The organism is Haloterrigena sp. H1, assembly GCF_005938085.1.
In the GTDB taxonomy this organism is placed as follows: domain Archaea; phylum Halobacteriota; class Halobacteria; order Halobacteriales; family Natrialbaceae; genus Natrinema.
On the sequence record NZ_SMZK01000001.1, the window covers coordinates 503,984 to 523,287 of the forward strand.

The window sequence follows — 19,304 nt, forward strand, 5'->3', positions numbered from 1 at the left end:
TTGTGTTATAGAATATATATCGAAGCAAAAATAATAACATCTCGTATCCAATGATCGCAGGATGAATGGCGAAGAAAAAGATGGATTCGACTGTTCTAAATTCCTAATAGGATCGCGATTCGAGAAACAGACGTGTTGGCTGCCTGAGGTGGCTCACAACCCGTCGTACTGCTGGAACAGCTTCTTCGTTTGGAGACGGAAACAAGCGACTGCAGGCCAGTTCTGTCGGTTTTATCGGAGTGCGAATCTGGTGATCGTCCAGAAACAGTCTCAAGTCAGTCGCGATGAGCCGATTGAGCTTGGGTTTGCTGCCGGATCGAGGCGGGAGCAGGTCCGTTATAGCGGTGGCATCGCTGCTGGCGCTCTCGAATGTGTAACGCGATTTACCCTACCTATGGTGGGGCTGTGAACTCGCGTTGCGTTTCGTTTAGAACAGCACCGCTTAGGGCAGTCCACTGGATACTATCAGTATGACCCATACACGGACGCAGAGAGCGCCGACAGTCGCGCAAGTGGGCTTGATCGGGCTCTTCGTCACGGCGCTCGTGACCGCGCAGGTAACCGCGTCGAAGGTACTGGCGTTCGAACTCCCTCTGTCGCTCCCAGTAACGGGTGCTCAACTCGCGTTACCCGGGGCAGCACTTGCGTACGCACTCACATTCCTTGCAAGCGACTGCTATACCGAATTGTACGGTCGGCGTGCAGGCCAGATCGTCGTCAACGTGGGATTCGTGCTGAATTTCGTCGTTCTCGGACTCGTCTGGTCGACGATCGCTGCGCCAGCGGCCGACCCGAGTACTGCTGGACAGTTCGCGACGGTCCTCGGTGCGTCGACGAACATCGTCCTCGGCAGTCTGCTCGCGTATATCGTGAGCCAGAACTGGGACGTGATAGTCTTCCACCGAATTCGGGAGTACACGGGCTCTGAAAAACTCTGGCTTCGCAACATCGTCTCGACGGCGAGCAGCCAGGCGATCGATACCGTCATTTTCGTCTCGGTCGCGTTCGCTATCGCACCGGCGATCCTGGGCGTTGGTGCCGTACTTCCGACCGATGTCGTGCTCTCGCTGATGGTGGGTCAGTACCTCCTGAAATTCGTGATCGCCCTCCTCGATACGCCGATCGTCTACGCGATCGTCTCGGTCGTGCGCTCGCGCGAGGGAGTCGGCGCCACCGACACGCGTTCCGTCTGATACTGCCGGACAGAACGACGTGACGCCGGTCGCATGTATGTGGCCGTCCCCGCAGGTGACGGCCGCAAATTCGCGACCGGCGTCGTATTGACTGCTGTCCAGTAGTATGAGTCGCTGGTGATCGTGAGCGAAAGCGCAAACCGAACGGGGAGCGTTTAGTAGCTCCCTCGAGAGTCATACCCATGGACGAACGCGTACGCGAACACGCCGCGGTACTGGTCGACTGGAGCGCTCGCGTCGAAGCGGGCGACAACGTCGTCCTGTCGGTCGGTCCGGACGCCCACGAGTTGGCAGTCGCCGTCGCCAAAGCGCTGGGGGAACGCGGGGCGAACTTGCTTGCGACCTACAGTTCGGGCGAGATTACGCGAGCGTATCTCCGCGCTCACGACGGCGACTTCGACGCGAATCCGACTCACGAACGCGCATTACTCGAGAACGCCGATGTCTACCTCTCGCTTGGCGGTGGACGGAACACGAGCGCGACGGCCGACGTTCCCGGCGAGCAGCGTCGGGCGTACAACAATGCCCGACGTGAGATTCGCGAGACGCGACTGGATACTCGCTGGGTGTCGACGGTCCATCCGACGCGGTCGCTGGCTCAGCAGGCGAACATGGCCTACGAGGAGTACCGAGACTTCGCCTACGATGCGATCCTTCGGGATTGGGAGTCACTCGCCGAGGAGATGGCCCAACTCAAGGACCTCCTTGATGACGGCAGCGAGGTGCGCCTCGTCTCGGACGGAACCGATCTGACCATGCAAATCGACGGCCGCACGGCGGTCAACAGCGCCGCTTCGGTTGCGTACGACTCGCATAACCTGCCAAGCGGCGAGGTCTTTACCGCACCCGCTGGGACCGAGGGGACAGTAACCTTCGACGTGCCGATGACGCTGCGGGGCGAGTCCGTCCAAACTGTCCGCCTCGAGTTCGCGGACGGCGAGGTCGTCGACTACGATGCCGACCAGGGCGAAGCAGTGATCGGCGACATCCTCGAGACGGACGAGGGTGCGTGCAGACTCGGCGAGCTCGGGATCGGGATGAACCGCGGGATCGATCGGTATACGGACAACATCCTCTTCGACGAGAAGATGGGCGACACCGTTCACCTCGCGCTCGGCCGGGCCTACGATGCCTGTCTCCCCGATGGCGAGTCCGGCAACGACTCGGCGGTCCACGTCGACCTGATCACCGACGTCAGCGAAGAGTCCCGGATCGAGATCGACGGCACGGTCGTCCAGCGCAACGGGACGTTCCGATTCGAGCCAGGGTTCGACGGCTGAGTGGTCAGTTTCGCGTGGTGAGTGGCGTGCTCTCGATGTACGAGTGGCCGTATTACTGTCGGACGATACGGAGATACCGACTGCACGCAAGACCCGACCGACCCCTCACGGGCTGGTATCCGACAGTATTAGCTGCTTACGAGAGAGCGGCTGTTCGCTGTCGAACGGAAATACCATCATACCAATATCGAGACAGCCCCTCACACTGAGTCCCGCCCTGCCGGTGGCGGAGAATAATCGGCTGACTCTGTCATCGATCTGTGGTTGTGGCTTTTGCCCTGCCGGGCGGACGCCTGCCGACGACACCTCAGTGATCGGCGTCTCGCTCCCGGTGTGGGCGGATGCCCGTCTCGACAGTGGTCGGCGGTTTCGTCACGTTCTCGAGGCTCGAGGCTCAACTGAGACTATGCGCGATCACCTCCGGGCCGGCGTCGCGATCTTCAACGACGGCTACTACGACGCCGCCCACGACGCCTGGGAGGATCACTGGCTCGACCTCGAGGCGGGCAGCGATGACGAACGCCTGCTGCACGGTCTCATACAGTACAGCGGCGCGGTGTACCACGCCCGCGAGCGAAACTGGGCAGGTGCCGTCGGCCTCGCTGAGAGTGCTCGGGAGTACCTCGCGGGGTTGCCGGCCGGGTATCGCGGACTATACCTCGATCCCGTTCGATCGTTCCTCGAGGGGCTTGCGGCCGATCCGGAACGGATCGAACGACGACCGCCGGTCGTGCTCGAACACGAGGGGACGACGCCGACGCTATCGGACCTCGACATCGGGCCGACGGCGATCGCGGCGGTCGTCCTCGCCGAGGAGTTCGGGTACGAGTCGGAGCCGATCGCGCAGGCACGAGCGTACGCGCGGCGGGATCTCGAGGCAGGTGACGACGCCAGCCAGTTCATTACATTGCTGTTCGATTTCGTTCGCGAAGACGAGCATCGGGGGATCGTTTTCCAGCGGCTCAAAGAACACGTCGGCCGACGACAGGCGCGCGAGAAAGACGTTGAAGGGTTATTCTAATCGAACGACGGAGGCAGGTGCGAGCGTCGGCTCCGTTCAGGCGTCGGGTTCGAGGACCCGTTCCTCGCCATCGTAGTAAGCGGAGTTGTCCTGTGGGTCGTAGTCGAGAACCTCGCGAGCGCGATCGATCGAGTAGTATTTGCGGTCGTTATCCGAAATGCCGTAGACGATCTCGTAGTCGTAGTCGGCCTGAATACAGCGGTCGAACAGGTGTGCACAGTCTCGGTAGGAGAGCCACATCGCCTGTCCACGTTCGTAATCGATCGGTGGGTGGCCCTCGGTGAGATTACCGATGCGAACGCAGACGACTGAGAGGTCGTGTTCGTCGTGGTAGTAGCGTCCGAGGGTTTCGCCGGCGGCTTTCGAGACGCCATAGAGGTTGCTCGGCCGCGGGAGTTCGGTGCCGTCGAGGAGATACTCGTCGTGGGCACGGTACATCTCGGGCGTGCGCTCGTCGGTCTCGTAGTTGCCGACGGCGTGGTTCGACGAGGCGAAGGCGACCGTTTCGACGCCGGCGTCGACGGCGGCCTCGAAGACCGTCTGGGTGCCGTCGATGTTGTTGGTCAGGACGCTGTTCCACGGCGCTTCCGGCCGCGGGTCGCCTGCGAGGTGGATCACGACGTCGATGCCCTCCATCGCCTCGCGGACGGCCTCGTCGTCGGTGATATCTGCGACGACGAACTCGCCCGGCTGGTCGCCGGTCGGCGGATCGCGATCGAGCAACCGCCACTCGTAGTCGTCTGCGAGGCCGCCGAGGATGGCCGTTCCGACCCGCCCCGCAGCCCCCGTGAGCAGGACTGACTGTGCCATTCGTTCGGTGTGAGGGGCAGCGTCGATAAGTACCATGCGGTTCGACCCCAGCGCGGTCGAGAGTGTCATACGCCCCTTTCGGGGCCTGGACTGGACACCACGGCATCGATCGGACAGCACCACTCGCATCGCAACCCCCTTCCCGACCGCACGCGAGGGCCCGTACATGTCCACAGACACGACACCCACGGACGCCGAAGCCGCCTGCTTCGAGGCCGGCATCAAGTTCGGCTCGCTGTACCACCAGTTCGCCGGCACGCCGGTCTCGCCGGATAGCGCCGCGAGTCTCGAGTCGGCAATGGAAGAATCGATCGAAAACCAGCCCCACTGCACCGCGGTGACCGTCGACGTGTTGGTCGACGAACTCGAGGCTGAACTCGCCGACGCGACGGCCGATTACACCGAACTCACCGGCCGCTTTCTCGAGGTCGAAATCGTCGTCGACTACGAGGGCTGTGAGGTCGTTACCCGCATGGAAATGGAAGACGGCTATCCACTGATGCGCCTCGAGTCGATCCGCGACGCACAGTCCGACTGACACTCGCTTCAGATGCTCGAGCGATCGACGGTCTCGGGCGCTTCGAATCCCGTCGCCAACTCGAGCAGTTGGACCAGGATCCGACCGGTCGCACCCCAGACGGTGTAGCCGTCGACGTGAAAATAGTGGATGACGATGTCGCCGTAGTAGGGGTGAGATCGACGTTCGTACTCGTAGTTGGCGGGATCGAGCAGCCCCGACAGCGGGAGGACGACGATCTCGGCGACCTCGTTGTCGTCGCGGACGTACTCGCGGTCCGGGACGTGGGCGACAAAGGGCGTGACGGCGTATTCGGTGACCGTCCGGATGTCGTCGAGTTGGCCGACGAGTTCGGCCTCGCTGGGGTCGAGGCCGATTTCCTCGTTCGCTTCCCGGAGTGCGGTCTCGAGGATCGTTTCGTCTTCCGGTTCGGCTCCGCCACCGGGAAAACTCATCTGGCCGGGGTGCTCGCCGAGGTGGTCGGCCCGTCGGGTAAACAGCAGGTGGTCCTCGCCGTCGCGGTCGACGATCGGCGCGAGGACGGCTGCGTCGTACTCCTGGTCGTCGATCTCGGTGGCCTCGTATGCCGCGACCGGCTCGAGGCTGAGTCGGGTCGTCATTCCTCGAGTGCGTCCTCCAGTCGCCGCCGTTCGTCCGTGAGATCGACCGGGGCCCACGATTCGATATCGTAGCTGACATCGAGGTGGGTTCGGAGTCGGTCGCCGTCGCCCTCCGTGACAGCCTCGGCGACAGCGTCACCGAACCGCTGGCGGGCCGCCTCGCCGAGGTGTTCGCGATCGGGGTGTCGTTGGTCGACGTCGAGAATGTGTGGCACGTCTTCTGCGTGCTCCGGAACGACGGGAAACGCCGTCGGACCAGGAACCAGCAGCGCCTCGCAGTCCGCGGTCGTCTCCCCACCGTCCTCGCTGGCGGGTTCGTATCGAACGAGCGCGAACGACTCGAGGGCCTCGTCGATCGCCGTCTCGAGGGCGTTCTCGTCGACGGCCTGCCCGTCGGCGCGGAATGCGGCCTCGGCGAGCGCCCGCTCGAGTTCCGTGCGGGTCAACCCGCCGAAAAGATCGACCACGCCGGCCAGTTCGTCGGCGGTCGCGTCCATACGCGGCCTAACGGCGGGTGTCGGGATTAGTCTTGTGAGCGACATCCACGTGTTGGTCTCGCCACGGTTGGGCCGCCGCGAGCACCTCCGCTGGCTCGAACGGCGCGTCGGTCCACCGTGGCAGGCGCGTGTCGGGACTTGGCGGTGCGATCGACTCGGCGTAGCGTGTCACCTGCTCCCGTTCGCTTGCGGGATCGTACTCGAGGCCATTGAATGCCGCATCGGCACGATACTGCTCGACCAGTGCCGTTCCGACGGCCCGATAGCGCTCGGGCAGTGTCTCATAGTCGGGAACGACGCCGTTAGCTTCGAGCACACACAGGAGCGTGGCGGCGACCTCGCGACTCATTCGCTCGAGGCCGGCCTCGCCGTCGACCACGCGGTGGTCGTGTTCGTGACGGCCGAGGTCGACCTGTGCAGTCCCGTCGAAGCCGGCGAGGTCGTAAGCGTCGCCGAGCGTGCCGACCTCGAGCCCCCATGTACGCGGCGTGTGGAGTCGGCGAGCAAGATCGGCAGTCGCGGCGAACTCGCCAGCCAGTGCGTACCGGAACGCCCCGAGGTAGTCGATGATCGGGGAATCGTGGGCGTCCGCGAGCGCCCGGAGCAGCGGTTCATAAAACAGGCGAAACAGCCGACCGTAGAGCTGGCCGTCTTCGACGCGGGCGTAGTAGCCTTTTGCAAAGTCGAAGTCCATCGTCAGCGGCGCGAGCAGCCGGCGGACGTGCTCGCCCTCGTAGCTGCGGGCGTCGGCGTCGTGGACGACGACAGCGTCGGCAGCCGCGGCGGCCGGCCCGAGTGCGAGCCAGACGTCCCGCCCTTTCCCCCAGTCGCCAGCCAAGCCCCCCTCAGCGAGTAACGTATCGACGTCGGGGGCGTTACACCAGAGGACCTCGGTTGGCAACTCGAAGGCCCCAAGCCACTCTCGAAACGGCCCGATCTGTGCTTGCTCGGCGCGGACGGGAACGAAGACCGCCGCCGGGCCGGGCTCGAGTCCCTCGAGTTCCTCGAGGACGCGTTCGGCGGCAGGGCTCTCGTACTCGCGGGCGGTCATCGGGACGACGACGGCCGTCTCGGCGACCGCGCCAGCCGCATCACGGGCGAGGTTACTGCCCATGCCGTCATCCTCACCGAACTCGTGGAGCGTCGCGATTCGCTCCTGACGGTACTCCATCGATGGGTTGTTCGCGCGGATCGATAAAACGGCCACGGCTCCGGCCAAATAGCCTGTCGAAGGCAGGCCGGTGAACACACGACTCGACCCGGCCTCCGTCGGCCGACTCGCGCTCGGAAAAAGCACTGGTCTTTTTCTACCCCACCTGCTTACAGACCGAATATGAAATCAGTCCGGAAGGCACTTCGTGACGGCGACCTCGACAAAGACACCTACGATCGACTCGTCTGTGGTGAGTGCGAGAAGCCATTAAAGACCGAGAACGACCCGGACGAGATCAAGACGGTCCGTATCTGCCCTGACTGTGAGGCCGAGTGGAAAGAGATCCGCTAGCGATCGGCCGCACCCGTCTTTGAGGACCTAGCGTTCGCCAGCCAGTGCCGAAAAGAGTCGTTCTTCGAACTCCTCGTGGCTGATCCCGTCGGAAGGCCCGATCCCGTGCATGTGATCGATCGAGAGCTGGCCGCCGCCCATCCGCGCGTGCCCGCCTGCACTGGCCATGGGAATGTCACTGATCGCGTGGCGCAACGTCTCGCCCATGTGGACCCGATCGTCACGCGACCGGCCGGAGAGGTGTAGCGTCCCGTCGTGTTCGCCGTAAACGACGACAGCCGTGACACCCTCGAGGTGCATGAGTTCGTCCGCGGCCTGTGGGATCGCGTCGACGTTGCTGATCTCGCCGACGTCGCAGACCGCGAAGGGACCTTCGACCCGCTTTTCGGTGATCGCCGTCGCCTTGACCTGTAACACGTCGTCGCTGACCTGCGGGTTGGCGATCCGATCGAGGAGGTCCTCGTCGATCGCCGGGAACAGGGCCGCAGCGGCGTCGAACTCCGCCCGCGAGCAGCCGTTCGTCAGGTGATTGGTATCGGATTGAATCCCATAGAGCAGCCCCGTTGCAAGCTCCGATGACACCTCGAGATCGCTCGAGTCGTCCGCCGCATCCATCGTCGCCCCAATGTCAATGAGATATTCGACGAGGATCGTCGACGCCGCCCCGTATGCTGTCCGAACGTCGGTGAACTTCGTGCCGGTCCCGTTCCCGGGGTGGTGATCGACGACCGCGACCGGTTCGATGGACTGGGCGCCGCTAAAGCCCCGCGGCGTGTTGTGATCGACTAGAACCACCGCGTCCGACGCGAGCTGGGAACTGGCCTCGATGGACTCGAGATCGAGCCCGAGAACGGTCCGGAACGCGCGATTTTCTTGATGGCGGATCTCGCCTGCGTACTGTAAGGTCGTGTCCGTGTCGACCGATTCGGCGATCCGGTCGACGCCCATCGCACACGACATGGCATCGGGATCGGGGTTGGGATGCATCAGGACGGTTACTTCGTCGTAGTCGGCCAGCATGCGCTGGAAGCGAACGCCAGGGGGTCGTCGAAACCAGCGAACGACCCACCAGAGAGCGAGGACGAGCGCGACTGCGATGAGAACGAGCAGCGACAGCACGAGCGGCTCGAGCGAGCGGACCGAGTCGCCGACCGACTGGGATACCAGCAGCGTCTCCCCGACGAACGTGGTGGCTGTCGGGTCGGTCCCAACGCTCATATCGCCATGTCAAATCGAACCATCAAGAGTGTTCCCCCGATTTCCCTGCATTCGGTGGCTACCGACCGCTGGGGGTGTCGGTCCGATAGCGTTCGATCGCATCACGATACCCCTCGCGGAAGGTGGGATAGGTAAACTCGTAGCCGAGCGCACGCAGTTTCTCGTTCGAACAGCGCTTGCTCGTCAGAATGCGTCGTCGGCCCGCCTCGGAGAGGTCGTCGTCGGCCAGCCGCTCGGCTTTCGTCCGCTTTGGCGGCTGCGCGACGCCACATTCGTCGGCCAGCCAGTCCGCGAACGCCCACTTCTCGGCGGGCTCGTCGTCGACGACCTGGACGACCTCGCCGCGGGCACGGCCCTCACAGAGCAGGTAGCGGACCGCGCCGGCAGCGTCGTCCCGGTGGACCATGTTCAGATATCCTGCCGTCACCGGCCCCTCGAGATAGCGTTCCAGCCGATATCGGCCGGGACCGTAGAGTCCGGCAAAGCGGGCGACGGTTCCCTCGAACCCGTACTCGGTGGGTAGCTCGAGGGCGAGCCGTTCGGCCTCGGCGAGTACCTCGGTTTTGTCGGTCGCGGGCTCGAGTGGCGTCGTCTCGTCGACCCAGTCGCCGTCGTGGTCGCCGTGGACGCCCGTCGAGGAGGTGTAGACGAGCCGGTCGGGTACCTGTTCGCGCTCGCCGAATGCTTCGATCGCCGTCCGCAACCCCTCGACGTACACCTCGCGGGCAGCGTCTGCCCCCCGGCCGCCGCTGCTCGCGGCGAAGACGATCGCATCGATGTCCGGGACGGCCGCGAGCGACTCGCGGTCGGTGACGTCGGCCTGGACGGCGTCGAAGCCAGCGTCTTCGATCCGTGCTACGCCCTCGTCCGACCGGCGGACGCCGATCGGTTCGTGGTCTCGCGCCGCGAGCTGTCGGCCCAGTTCGAGGCCGACGTGCCCACAGCCGAGAATCGCAACGCGCATACACGTCCTCGTCGCCGGGTCGGCATAGGTTCACCGCTCGCGGCCGGAAACAACGATTATTCGATGGTAACCTCGAGCGTGTGCGGGCGCCACGCGTTCTCGGCGTAGCCGCCTTCGTTCCACGGGTAGTCGTCGCCGTCTTCATCCGAGTCAGCGATCCGTGCGGGCTGGCGGCGGCCGCGTTCGTCAGTCGCGCGCGAGGCGAGCGTGTACGTGCTGGGTTCGGGCTCCCAGCGGTACCGAAACAGCCGCCACGCACAGTCGTAGTCCGGCCCGAAACAGTCCGCGTCCTGCCAGCTGTCGCCGCCATCGGTCGAAACCTCGATCTCCGTTACCGCATCGTCGCCGGCCCAGGCGACGCCGACGATCTCGACTGTGCCGTCCGCGCCCGGGGTGACGGTCGCGCCGTCGTCTGGGTAGCCGATCAGGGACTTGACGTTCTCGTCGAAGGTGTAGGGATGGTCGATCTCGTTGGCCTCGAGCTGGGCCCAGGTGTCGACCGTCGAGACCGTCGCGTTCGAGTCGGGTTCGACGCCCTCGGGATGGATGCGGTAGGACGACTGCTGCCACTGGGTAAAGTCCTCGCCGTCGCGGTCAGCCCACTCCGGGCCGTGGACCATCGTCTCCGTGACGTGCAACTCGGTGAGCCACTTGACGCTGTTGACACCGTACCAGCCGGGGACGAGCAACCGAACCGGATAGCCGTGTTCGGGCGGCAACGGCTCGCCGTTTACCTCGTAGGCGAGGATGCAGTCCTCGAGAACCTTGGCCATCGGGATCGAGCGGGCGAACCGATCGTTCTCGCCCTCGACTTCGGGGTGGTCGCCGCCGACCGCGGTGAGCCACATCCCGTCGTCGGTCGTCGCGCCGTGGTCGGCCAGAACCGACGTCAGCGGCACACCGGTCCAGATCGCGGTGCTGACGGCCCCGTACTCCCACTGGACGCTGCCCGTTTCGGGGTCGAAGTAGCCACGGCCGTTGCCCGCACACTCCATCGTGTGTGCGACCGCGACGGTCGGATACTCGTTGCGGAGATCGTCCATCCCCAGCGTGCCCTCCCGAGCAACCGCGCCGGCGAGGTCGACCTCCCAGTCGGCGGCCTCGGGATCGAGCGTCTCGTTGCGGTGACAGACGTAGTGGTCTTCGATCGGCGTGAGCCAGTTCGCGTACGTTTCCCGGTCGGCAGCACCGACGACCCGATACCGGTCCTCGAGATCCGTGACGGCTTCGGTGCCGGGTTTGCGCTCGAGAATCGCGTCGGTTTCCCGTTGCCGATTCTCGCTGCGCTCCGAGTTCGACATACGGGCCACACGTCACCGAGTGCGATAAATGCCGGGGCGTGGTAACACTCGTCGAGATAGTTGTTGGCGTGCTCTGCTGGAAACCCAGCCGCGCCTACGGCGCACCGTCCGCGATCACGTACTGGACGTGGACGAACTCCGCGAACGACATCGGTGCTCGCCCTTCGATCTTCTGTTGGATCTCCTTTGCCTCGAGGTCGAGGTGGATATAGCTCTCGAGGGCTTCGATGTCGAGCACCGCCGTCGACATCCCCAACAGGAGATGCTCGAGCGCCATCGTCACGATCGTCTCCGGGTCCGGTTCGTCCTCGGCGAGCGCCTGGATCTCGGCGGCCTCCTCGAGTGTGAGATCAGGTGAGTCGCCGGCGACGAGCGCCTCGAGCGTGTCTTCGTCGAGATCGGTGTCGGCCGCGACAGCCGCGGGGCCGCGCTGGTCGACGATCGTTGCGAGGTCGTCCTCGTACTCGGCCCGCAACGCGGCGGGCGAGTTGGAAACGGTCATCCGTTGTTCGTAGAACATATCCGAACGGACGGGGATACGGCAGAAAGGTATTGTGACCTCGGCCAAAGGCTGCGCCGATCCGCTAACCGGGTGTACGATTTCCGCTTCGGGGCTGGCGACGGAATATCAAATCACCGGAACGTTAAACATGTTACTCGAATACGGATATAATATGAAAGTCGCTCTGCTCGGAATCGGTCAGGCTGGCGGAAAGGTCACCGAGCGGCTCGTCCGGTTCGACGCGGACATGGGTTTTGGAGCCGTTCAGGGTGCGCTGGCCGTCAACTCCGCCGAACCGGACCTCCAGTCGCTCGAGTACGTCGACACGCAACTGATCGGTGCCGACCGCGTCAACGGCCACGGCGTCGGTGGCGACAACGAACTCGGCACCGAAGTCATGCAGTCGGACATCCAGCAGGTACTGGGCTCACTCGACGGCCGAGTCACCTCGAGCGCCGAGGCGATCTTCGTGGTCGCCGGTCTCGGCGGTGGCACCGGCAGCGGTGGTGCGCCCGTACTCGTCCACCACCTCAAGCGGGTCTACGACGTCCCCGTCTACGCACTCGGCATCCTGCCGGGACGCAACGAGGGCGCGCTCTACCAGGCCAACGCCGGTCGGTCGCTGAAAACGCTGCTTCGGGAAGCCGACGCGACGTTGCTGATCGACAACGACGCTTGGCACGAACAGGGCGAGAGTGTCGAAGAGGCCTTCGAGACGATCAACGACCGGATCGCCCGGCGGGTCGGGCTGTTGTTCGCCTCCGGCGAGGCCGTCGAAGGGGTTGGTGAAAGTGTCGTTGACTCGAGCGAAGTCATCAACACGCTGCGCGCGGGCGGCGTCGCGGCACTCGGTTACGCGAGCGAAGTCGCAAGCGAGGACAGCGCCGAGAACATCAGAACGGCGATGAGCGTCTCCCGGCAGGCGCTGTTGACGGGAACGAGCTTGCCCGACGCGACGACCGCGGAGGCGGCGCTGCTCGTTATCGCGGGCCAGCCCGACACGATTCCGCGCAAGGGCGTCGAGCGGGCGCGGCGCTGGCTCGAGGACGAAACCGGCAGCATGCAGGTCCGTGGCGGGGACTTTCCGCTAGAGAGTGATCGCCTCGGCGCGTTGGTCTTGCTCGGCGGGACGGAACGGTCCGACCGGATTGAGGCGTTCATGGATCGTGCCCGCGAGGCAAAGCAGGCTCAGGAAGCGGAATCGACCGACCACGCGGACGCGTTCGCCGACGACCGGCTCGAGGATCTCTTCTGATACTGACTGCTGTCTAGTAGTATGACCGGGACGGCGCTCTCGACCACGAGCCGAGCGGAGCCGATCGACGTCCTCGTAACCGGTTTTATTTATAAGCTGTTCACGAACTGTGGTATGGCCCAACATGGGGGAACGACGCCCCTGCTAACGGTTTTCAGGGGGTATGCGACCGGTACATTTAAATTATAGGCGACAGTACTGTCTGTCACCAGAACGCCACCGGGGCGCGTATCGCTCGACGATCGATGACAGGAAATCTTATTCACCGAGGTTTCGCAGATCGTGAGCAGTCGCTCCGAACAGTGGAACAGACACAGCGAGCCCCTCGCCGAACCGTCGGCGGACAGCTCGCTCGATCGTTCGACTGGGCACCCGGTGCGGGTATGGCACAGAGGTTTAACTAACATGGTAGACGAATCGAAAAACATCGAACTGACAGAGGACGACCTAGAAAACAAATCGAAAGGACAGCTCATCAAAATGGCCGGTCAACTGCGAGACCGGCGAAACGACTTGAATCAGATGGCGTCCGAGCGCGCATCCAAGCGCGACGACCTGAACGCGAAAACCCGCGAAAAGGTCGACAAAGCTCAAGAGCACCGCGAGAAACGCGACGAGCTCAATGAGCAGGTCCAGGAACACAAGGAAAGCCGCAACGAGCTCAACGCCGAAGCCAACGAGCTGTTCGACAAGGTCGAGCAGCTCAAGTCGGACATGGAACTCGACGAGGGTAAGGATCTCGAGGAGCTCGAAGAAGAGATCGAGCAACTCGAGTTCAAACAGCAGACCGAGGTCCTCTCGAGTGAAGACGAGAAAGAGCTGATCGAGAAGATCGAGAACAAGCGCGAGGAGTACGAAGAGCGCAAGCAGAAACTCGACCAGAACGAGGATCTCGAGGAACTCGTCGAGGAAGCCGAGGAAGTCCGATCAGAAGCCTCCCAGCACCACCAGAAGGTGACGGAGCTTGCGGACAAGGCCCAGGAACATCACAACCAGATGATCGAGGCCTATCGCGAGGCCGACGACATCCGTGACGAGGCCGACGAGATGCACGAGAAGTTCGTCGAGGCCCAGGAGGCTGCCGACCGCCACCACGAGGACTTCGTCCGCGTCCAGAAGCGCCTGCGCGAACTGGACAAGAAAGAGGAAGAAGAGCGCAAGTCCGAGCGCGACAAGAAGAAAGAGGAGGCCAAAGAAGAGGCCGAGGAAATCTATCAGAAGTTCAAGGAAGGCGAGACTCTCGACACCGAGGACCTGATGAAGCTCCAGAAGACTGGGCTGCTCTAGGTCGATCCCGTCTACCGCGATCTCTTCCCGATTTTCGGTGTTTGCATGCGGGCACGTCGCTGTTTTCTGCGCCGTCGTGTCGATAGCCGCTGCTGGATGCACGTCCGGCTTCCGTGCCGATCTCCAGTTTCACGTTCTCATACGGTCTGCTGTCACTGTGTACCGGTGCAACCGCGACCGTCCTGCGGTTGCACCGGCACTGACTGACAGCAGACCGTATCACGCAATAGCCGTCCTCGAGATCGACGACGATCTCTCCGCCGACGAGTTGTAGTAGTCACGACACGGACGATACGCGGGGTGTAGCGTGGGCTTACGGCGGGATAAGCGACGACCGACAGCCCGAATCGCGGCGGTTTCGTGCTCGAGTTGGGGCAACGGTCGCGGACGTGTCATGTCGGTAGGGAGTCGACACTCGAAGCACGGTATTCGATGCATACTACCGGCCGGTCAGGCCTCGTTCAGTGGCGACCGCGGCGAGGTGCAGTATTTGATCTATAACAATGGAACGGGACCCACAGCCATCGCTATGGAACGACACAGGGACGACACGGGCGTGGTCGTGCCGGGGATCGACGCGCCAAGTACCGTCGCGTGTCTCCGCTCGCTCCGACCGCGCGGCGTCCGCACGATCGTCGGCTCGGAGTCGCGGTCGACGCCGGCGGCTACATCGGTCTATCGCGATGAGTTCGTTGGATTGCCGGACCCGGAAGCGGATCTCGCTGCATATGGCGACGCTTTGCTCTCGCTGGCCGAACGGCCGGACGTCGAGACGATCATCCCAGTCCGCGAGGAGGACATCTACGTGCTTGCCGAGCGTAAGGAGGCATTTGCGGATGTAATCGCGACGCCGTGGCCGGATTTCGAGACGCTTCGACGCGTCCAGGACCGTGTCGAACTCTTCGCAGCCGCGGATTCGGCCGGGGTCGACGCTCCGGAGACCGCATTGCTCGATCAGTGGGACGACTGGAACCAGGAGACGATAGTCAAGCCACGGTACACTGTCGCATCTCCGACCTATCTCGGGGCACGGTTCGGCGACGCGGAGATCGGCTCGACGGAGTACCAGCGACCGGGCACACAGCCGGACCAAGAGGCCGAACTCGAGCGCCGTGGCCACGTTCCGCTCGTCCAGGAACGGATCCCAGACTCGCGGGAGTTCGGCTTTTTCGCACTCTACGAGCACGGCGACCCGGTCGCGACCTTCCAGCACTGCCAGCGCCGCGGCTGGAAGTACTGTGGCGGCCCCAGTGCCTACCGCGAGTCGGTCCACATTCCCGAACTCGAGGCCGCCGGGCGCGCGTTGCTCGACGAACTCGAGTGGCACGGGCTCGCGATGGTGGAGTTCCTGCGCGATCCCGACGACGGCGAGTTCAAGCTGATGGAGATCAATCCGCGGTTCTGGTCGTCGCTGCCGTTTTCGGTCCGCGTCGGCGCGGATTTCCCCTCCTACTACTGGCAGCTGGCGACCGGCGAGCCGATCACGTCGGAGCCGACCTACGATGTCGGGGTGGGCGGCCATCTCCTGCGGGGGGAACTCAGCTATCTCCACAGCGTCGCGACCGAGGAGTACCCCCTCGTCGAGCGGCCGTCGCTCGGTGGGGCTGTCCGCGAGGTCGCGACGTCGCTGGCCTCTCACCCGCGATTCGATTACGCGGTCCTCGACGATCCGGTGCCGTTCTTCCAGGACGGCGTCAACCTCGTGCGAGCGTGGCTCGGCGAGCGGTCCGGCAGCGGCGTGCCGGATCAAACCGAGACCAGTCTCGAGTCCGAGTTAACCGATGACGGCGTCGAGCCGACGGAGACGAAGCCAGGCACGGACGAGGAGTCGACGCGATCGGCCCAGACCGACGGCGGCCAGCCGTCGGACTCGTAGCCGATCCCACTGATCGGATTAGGGTACCTGCGCTCTGCTAACCGCCAACCCTTAACGGGAACCGCACCCAGCTATCGGTATATGACTCGAGGTGACCTCCGTGGTCAGTAGTGGGCGTATCGATCGACTCGTGGTCGTCGTCGGTGGCGGCCTCGCGTTCGCGAGTCTCGGCGTCGCCCTGTTTATAGTTCTCCCGGAGACGCTGACGGACCTGCTGGGCGTGATACTCGCGCTCGTGGCCGCGCTCGTCGGCGTTCGGCTTGCGGGCAACGCTGCCACCTCGCTGTTTCCGGCCTATGACGTCGCTGAGGTCGCTGTCGAAGGACCGATCAGCCGGGACGGCGGTGGCGGCCCGCTGCCGACGACGCCAGGGGCGACGCCGGCTGACGACATCGTCGAGCAGATTGACCGCGCGGACGACGACGACAACGTCCAGGCGCTGTTGTTGAAGCTGAACACGCCCGGTGGCGAGGTCGTCCCGAGCGACGACATCCGACTCGCAGCCCAGCGCTTCGACGGGCCGACGATCGCTTATGCGACCGACGTCTGTGCCAGCGGCGGCTACTGGATCGCCAGCGGCTGTGACGAACTCTGGGCTCGCGAGGGCTCGATCGTCGGCTCGATCGGCGTCATCGGCTCGCGAGTCAATGCAAGCGATCTCGCCGAGAAGGTCGGCCTCTCCTACGAACGGTTTGCCGCCGGCGAGTACAAAGACGCCGGCACGGCGCTCAAGGAAATGGACGACAACGAACGCGAGTACCTGCAGGGACTGATCGACGACTACTACGACACGTTTGTCGAGCGAGTCAGCGACGGCCGCGACTTAGAGCCGGATTTCGTCCGCGACACCGAGGCCCGGATCTACCTCGGCGAAGAGGCCTCCGACATGGATCTCGTCGATCAGCTCGGCACCCGCCGGGAGATCGAGACGGAATTGGCCGATCGACTCGACACTGACGAGGTGACCGTCGAGGAGTTCGAGCCCCAGCGACCGCTGATGGCTCGCGTCGGCACGGGTGCCCAGCGCGTCGCGTACGCCTTCGGCGCTGGGATCGCCGGCCTCGGCGACGGCCGTGGGTTCCGGCTGCGCAGCTAACCGCGCCGAGGCGCGCTCGAGGCGGCTGCCATGGGACGCCCTCACAACAGTCCGGCTCGAACGAGTAAGTGGTTTTATCGTTGCACGGAATGCATCGCCTACCGTGACAACGCTGGTCGTCTGCCTCGACCGGACCGACGATGTGGGCCGCAAAACGGGGCTTCGCTCGCCCGTCGTCGGCTGGGAGGCAGTCCGCGCGCTCGTGACCGACGTCGGCCTTGCGGATCCGGAGGATTCGGGTGTCAACACGCTTCTCGAGTCCTTGCGGGTCGCCCAGAACTTGCGCGACGAAAACGAGGAGGTCGTCGTCGCAGTCGTCTCGGGGGATCACGAGTCGATGGTGTCGGCGGATCGGGCGGTCGCCGCACAACTCGACGACCTCATCGCCGACTACGATCCAGAGTCGGCGGTCGTGGTGACCGATAGCGCCGAGGACGAACGGCTGATCCCGATCGTCGAGAGCCGCATCCGGGTCGACTCAGTCGATCGGGTCGTCGTCCGGCAGGCCCGGGACATCGAATCGACGTACTACCTGCTCAAACAGTTCCTCGCCGACGAGGAACTCCGCCAGACCGTCCTCGTCCCGATCGGGTTGACCATGCTCGTCTTTCCGTTGCTTGCGACTACCGTTGGCCCCGCGAAGGGAGCGGCCGCGATTACGACCGTTATCGGCCTCTTCTTGCTCTACAAGGGGTTCAACATCGACGAACTCCTGACCCGCTTTGCCCACCAGACACGGGAATCGCTGTACTCCGGGCAGGTGTCCGTCGTCACCTACGTCGTCGCGGCCGGATTGACCTTCGTCGGCCTGTTTGTCGGCGTGCTCGGCGTCTCGGATCTCGGTGATACGCCCGGTGTGGTGCTTCCGGCGACGCGATTCGCCTTCGATAGCATCCCTTGGCTTGCGATGGCCGCACTGACCGCAAGCGCCGGTCGGCTGCTCGACGAAGTGATCGGCGATGATCCGGTCCGACGGTCCTTCCTCAACCTGCCGTTTATCGTCGTCGCCGTCGGGCTAGTTATCCGTGGCTTCTCCGCGTACTTCCTCGAGCAACAGGGTGAGATCGAGCCGTTCGTCGTCTCGGCGTACGAATTCGGTATCTTCTCCAACGAGCGGTTCGTGATGATCGCCGGCGAGCGACTCGCACTGTTCGTCGTCTCGGCGATCGTCGTTAGCCTCGCCGGCGCGCGGGTGGCATCGTCGTTGAGCGACGCGACCGACGACCGGGCCGATGCCGATGGCGGGGCCGATACGACGTCCAGTCCTGCTGCCGAGCCGTTCGCGGGACAGGTGGATCCCGAACGCACTGATGGCGGTGCGGAGACGACTGCCGATCCCGACTCGTCCCGCGATCGGGAGCGAGATCGGTAATCCAGGCTGGACTCGGTATCCCTTTACCCGTCCTCGACCACCACTGACCATGAGCGACGCAGACGGTACGTGGGTGAGTCTCTTTTCGGGTGGCAAGGACTCCGCGTGGGCGCTGTACCGGGCCGTAGAGCGGGGCTTGCCGGTCGAACGGCTCGTCACCGTCCACCCCGCAGGCGACTCGTATATGTATCACGTCCCTGCGACGGAGCTGGCCGCGCTGGCAGCCGAGAGCATCGGCATCGAACTCGTCGACGTCGAACCCGACGATTTCGGGGCCGACGCAGCGACCGACTCGAGTGCACAGGGCGACGACGAACTCGAGCCACTCGAGGCCGCCCTCGAGGAACTCGACCGCGAGCTATCCGGTGGCATCGCCGGTGTTACGGCCGGGGCCGTCGAGAGCGAGTACCAGACGAACCGCATTCAAGGGATGTGCGACCGACTTGGCTGTGAGCTGTTCGCCCCGCTGTGGCAGGAAGACCCCCACGAGTTAGCCGACGCGATGCTCGAGGCGGGCTTCGAAATCACGATCATTCAGGTCGCAGCCCACGGCCTTGACGAGTCGTGGCTGGGCCGAACGCTCGATCGGGAGGCACTCGCTGAACTCGAGACTCTCAACGAGGAGTACGGCGTTCACATTCTGGGCGAAGGTGGCGAATTCGAGACGTTGGTTGTGGATGGGCCGCACATGGATCGGCGGATCGACCTCGAGTACGAGACTGAGTGGGACGGAACCCGCGGACGATTGCGGATCACGGACGCTAAGCTGGTCTAAGAGACTGGCGACCGCGAGTGAACAGCGTGAACGAGCGGTCTTTTTGATACAGATTTTTGTGACGAGTGGTCACCGCAGGTGACCCGAGGCGGAAAACGATGGTTCTGAGACGTTAGTTGTGGATGGGCCGCACATGGATCGACGGATCGACCTCGAGTACGAGACCGAGTGGGATGGGACCCGCAGACGATTGCGGATCACAGACGCACAGTTGGA

At 64.0% G+C, this 19,304-nt stretch carries 19 protein-coding genes; 11 read left to right on the forward strand and 8 right to left on the reverse strand.

Annotated elements, in window-relative coordinates:
• Positions 1–470 precede the first annotated feature (470 nt).
• The 3 genes from E2L06_RS02590 to E2L06_RS02600 all read left to right on the forward strand — a co-directional run bounded on the left by E2L06_RS02590 (position 471) and on the right by E2L06_RS02600 (position 3,494).
• Positions 471–1,193 carry a queuosine precursor transporter gene (locus E2L06_RS02590; RefSeq protein ID WP_138778323.1) on the forward strand — a complete coding sequence of 241 codons (723 nt, stop codon included), beginning with the start codon at positions 471–473 and terminating at the stop codon, positions 1,191–1,193.
• Between the two features lie 182 nt (positions 1,194–1,375).
• Positions 1,376–2,473 (forward strand): aminopeptidase, encoded by a 1,098-nt coding sequence (locus tag E2L06_RS02595; protein ID WP_138778325.1) that lies wholly within the window; start codon positions 1,376–1,378, stop codon positions 2,471–2,473.
• Positions 2,474–2,879: 406 nt separating this feature from the next.
• Entirely contained in the window at positions 2,880–3,494 is a 615-nt protein-coding gene (locus E2L06_RS02600; protein ID WP_138778327.1) for a DUF309 domain-containing protein, read from the forward strand.
• A gap of 36 nt (positions 3,495–3,530) precedes the next feature.
• Here E2L06_RS02600 and azf read toward each other — a convergent pair whose 3' ends face one another.
• Complete coding sequence (azf, locus tag E2L06_RS02605; RefSeq protein WP_138778329.1) at positions 3,531–4,304, reverse strand: NAD-dependent glucose-6-phosphate dehydrogenase Azf; 774 nt, start codon at positions 4,302–4,304, stop codon at positions 3,531–3,533.
• 166 nt (positions 4,305–4,470) lie between these two features.
• On the opposite strand from azf, the gene E2L06_RS02610 reads away from it, so the two are divergent.
• Positions 4,471–4,842 carry a dihydroneopterin aldolase family protein gene (locus E2L06_RS02610; RefSeq protein WP_138778331.1) on the forward strand — a complete coding sequence of 124 codons (372 nt, stop codon included), beginning with the start codon at positions 4,471–4,473 and terminating at the stop codon, positions 4,840–4,842.
• An 8-nt stretch (positions 4,843–4,850) separates the two neighbouring features.
• Here E2L06_RS02610 and E2L06_RS02615 read toward each other — a convergent pair whose 3' ends face one another.
• The 3 genes from E2L06_RS02615 to E2L06_RS02625 are packed head-to-tail and all read right to left on the reverse strand — an operon-like array spanning position 4,851 to position 7,109.
• Entirely contained in the window at positions 4,851–5,441 is a 591-nt protein-coding gene (locus E2L06_RS02615) for a CoA pyrophosphatase (RefSeq protein ID WP_138778333.1), read from the reverse strand.
• Positions 5,438–5,938, reverse strand: coding sequence for a hypothetical protein (locus tag E2L06_RS02620; protein WP_138778335.1), 501 nt, complete (start codon positions 5,936–5,938; stop codon positions 5,438–5,440). The genes E2L06_RS02615 and E2L06_RS02620 overlap by 4 nt, the downstream gene beginning before the upstream one ends.
• 7 nt (positions 5,939–5,945) lie before the next feature.
• The gene (locus E2L06_RS02625) at positions 5,946–7,109 is read right to left on the reverse strand and encodes a glycosyl transferase family 2 (protein WP_138778337.1); all 1,164 of its coding nucleotides are present in this window, start codon (positions 7,107–7,109) and stop codon (positions 5,946–5,948) included.
• A 162-nt stretch (positions 7,110–7,271) separates the two neighbouring features.
• Between E2L06_RS02625 and E2L06_RS21680 the strand changes: the two genes are divergently transcribed.
• Complete coding sequence (locus E2L06_RS21680) at positions 7,272–7,442, forward strand: HVO_0758 family zinc finger protein (protein ID WP_171052294.1); 171 nt, start codon at positions 7,272–7,274, stop codon at positions 7,440–7,442.
• A gap of 27 nt (positions 7,443–7,469) precedes the next feature.
• On the opposite strand, the gene E2L06_RS02630 is transcribed toward E2L06_RS21680, so the two are convergent.
• From E2L06_RS02630 to E2L06_RS02645, 4 genes are all read right to left on the reverse strand, one after another.
• On the reverse strand, positions 7,470–8,660 hold the full coding sequence (locus E2L06_RS02630) for a DHHA1 domain-containing protein (RefSeq protein WP_138778339.1): 1,191 nt from the start codon (positions 8,658–8,660) through the stop codon (positions 7,470–7,472).
• Between the two features lie 58 nt (positions 8,661–8,718).
• A complete protein-coding gene (locus E2L06_RS02635) occupies positions 8,719–9,624 on the reverse strand; it encodes an SDR family oxidoreductase (protein ID WP_138778341.1) in 906 nt (301 codons plus the stop codon).
• Between the two features lie 56 nt (positions 9,625–9,680).
• Positions 9,681–10,925 carry a sulfite oxidase gene (locus E2L06_RS02640; RefSeq protein WP_138778343.1) on the reverse strand — a complete coding sequence of 415 codons (1,245 nt, stop codon included), beginning with the start codon at positions 10,923–10,925 and terminating at the stop codon, positions 9,681–9,683.
• A gap of 94 nt (positions 10,926–11,019) precedes the next feature.
• Positions 11,020–11,445, reverse strand: a complete 426-nt coding sequence (locus E2L06_RS02645; RefSeq protein ID WP_138778345.1) for a DUF5791 family protein — start codon at positions 11,443–11,445, stop codon at positions 11,020–11,022.
• 154 nt (positions 11,446–11,599) lie between these two features.
• On the opposite strand from E2L06_RS02645, the gene E2L06_RS02650 reads away from it, so the two are divergent.
• The 6 genes from E2L06_RS02650 to E2L06_RS02675 all read left to right on the forward strand — a co-directional run bounded on the left by E2L06_RS02650 (position 11,600) and on the right by E2L06_RS02675 (position 19,088).
• On the forward strand, positions 11,600–12,682 hold the full coding sequence (locus E2L06_RS02650; protein ID WP_138778347.1) for a tubulin/FtsZ family protein: 1,083 nt from the start codon (positions 11,600–11,602) through the stop codon (positions 12,680–12,682).
• A gap of 405 nt (positions 12,683–13,087) precedes the next feature.
• Complete coding sequence (locus tag E2L06_RS02655; RefSeq protein ID WP_138778349.1) at positions 13,088–13,969, forward strand: coiled-coil protein; 882 nt, start codon at positions 13,088–13,090, stop codon at positions 13,967–13,969.
• 529 nt (positions 13,970–14,498) lie between these two features.
• Positions 14,499–15,845 carry a carboxylate--amine ligase gene (locus tag E2L06_RS02660; protein ID WP_138778351.1) on the forward strand — a complete coding sequence of 449 codons (1,347 nt, stop codon included), beginning with the start codon at positions 14,499–14,501 and terminating at the stop codon, positions 15,843–15,845.
• A gap of 100 nt (positions 15,846–15,945) precedes the next feature.
• Positions 15,946–16,941, forward strand: coding sequence for a signal peptide peptidase SppA (sppA, locus tag E2L06_RS02665; RefSeq protein ID WP_138778353.1), 996 nt, complete (start codon positions 15,946–15,948; stop codon positions 16,939–16,941).
• 103 nt (positions 16,942–17,044) lie between these two features.
• Positions 17,045–18,313 (forward strand): DUF373 family protein, encoded by a 1,269-nt coding sequence (locus E2L06_RS02670; protein ID WP_138778355.1) that lies wholly within the window; start codon positions 17,045–17,047, stop codon positions 18,311–18,313.
• A gap of 49 nt (positions 18,314–18,362) precedes the next feature.
• On the forward strand, positions 18,363–19,088 hold the full coding sequence (locus tag E2L06_RS02675; protein ID WP_138778356.1) for a diphthine--ammonia ligase: 726 nt from the start codon (positions 18,363–18,365) through the stop codon (positions 19,086–19,088).
• The last annotated feature ends 216 nt before the right edge of the window (positions 19,089–19,304 follow it).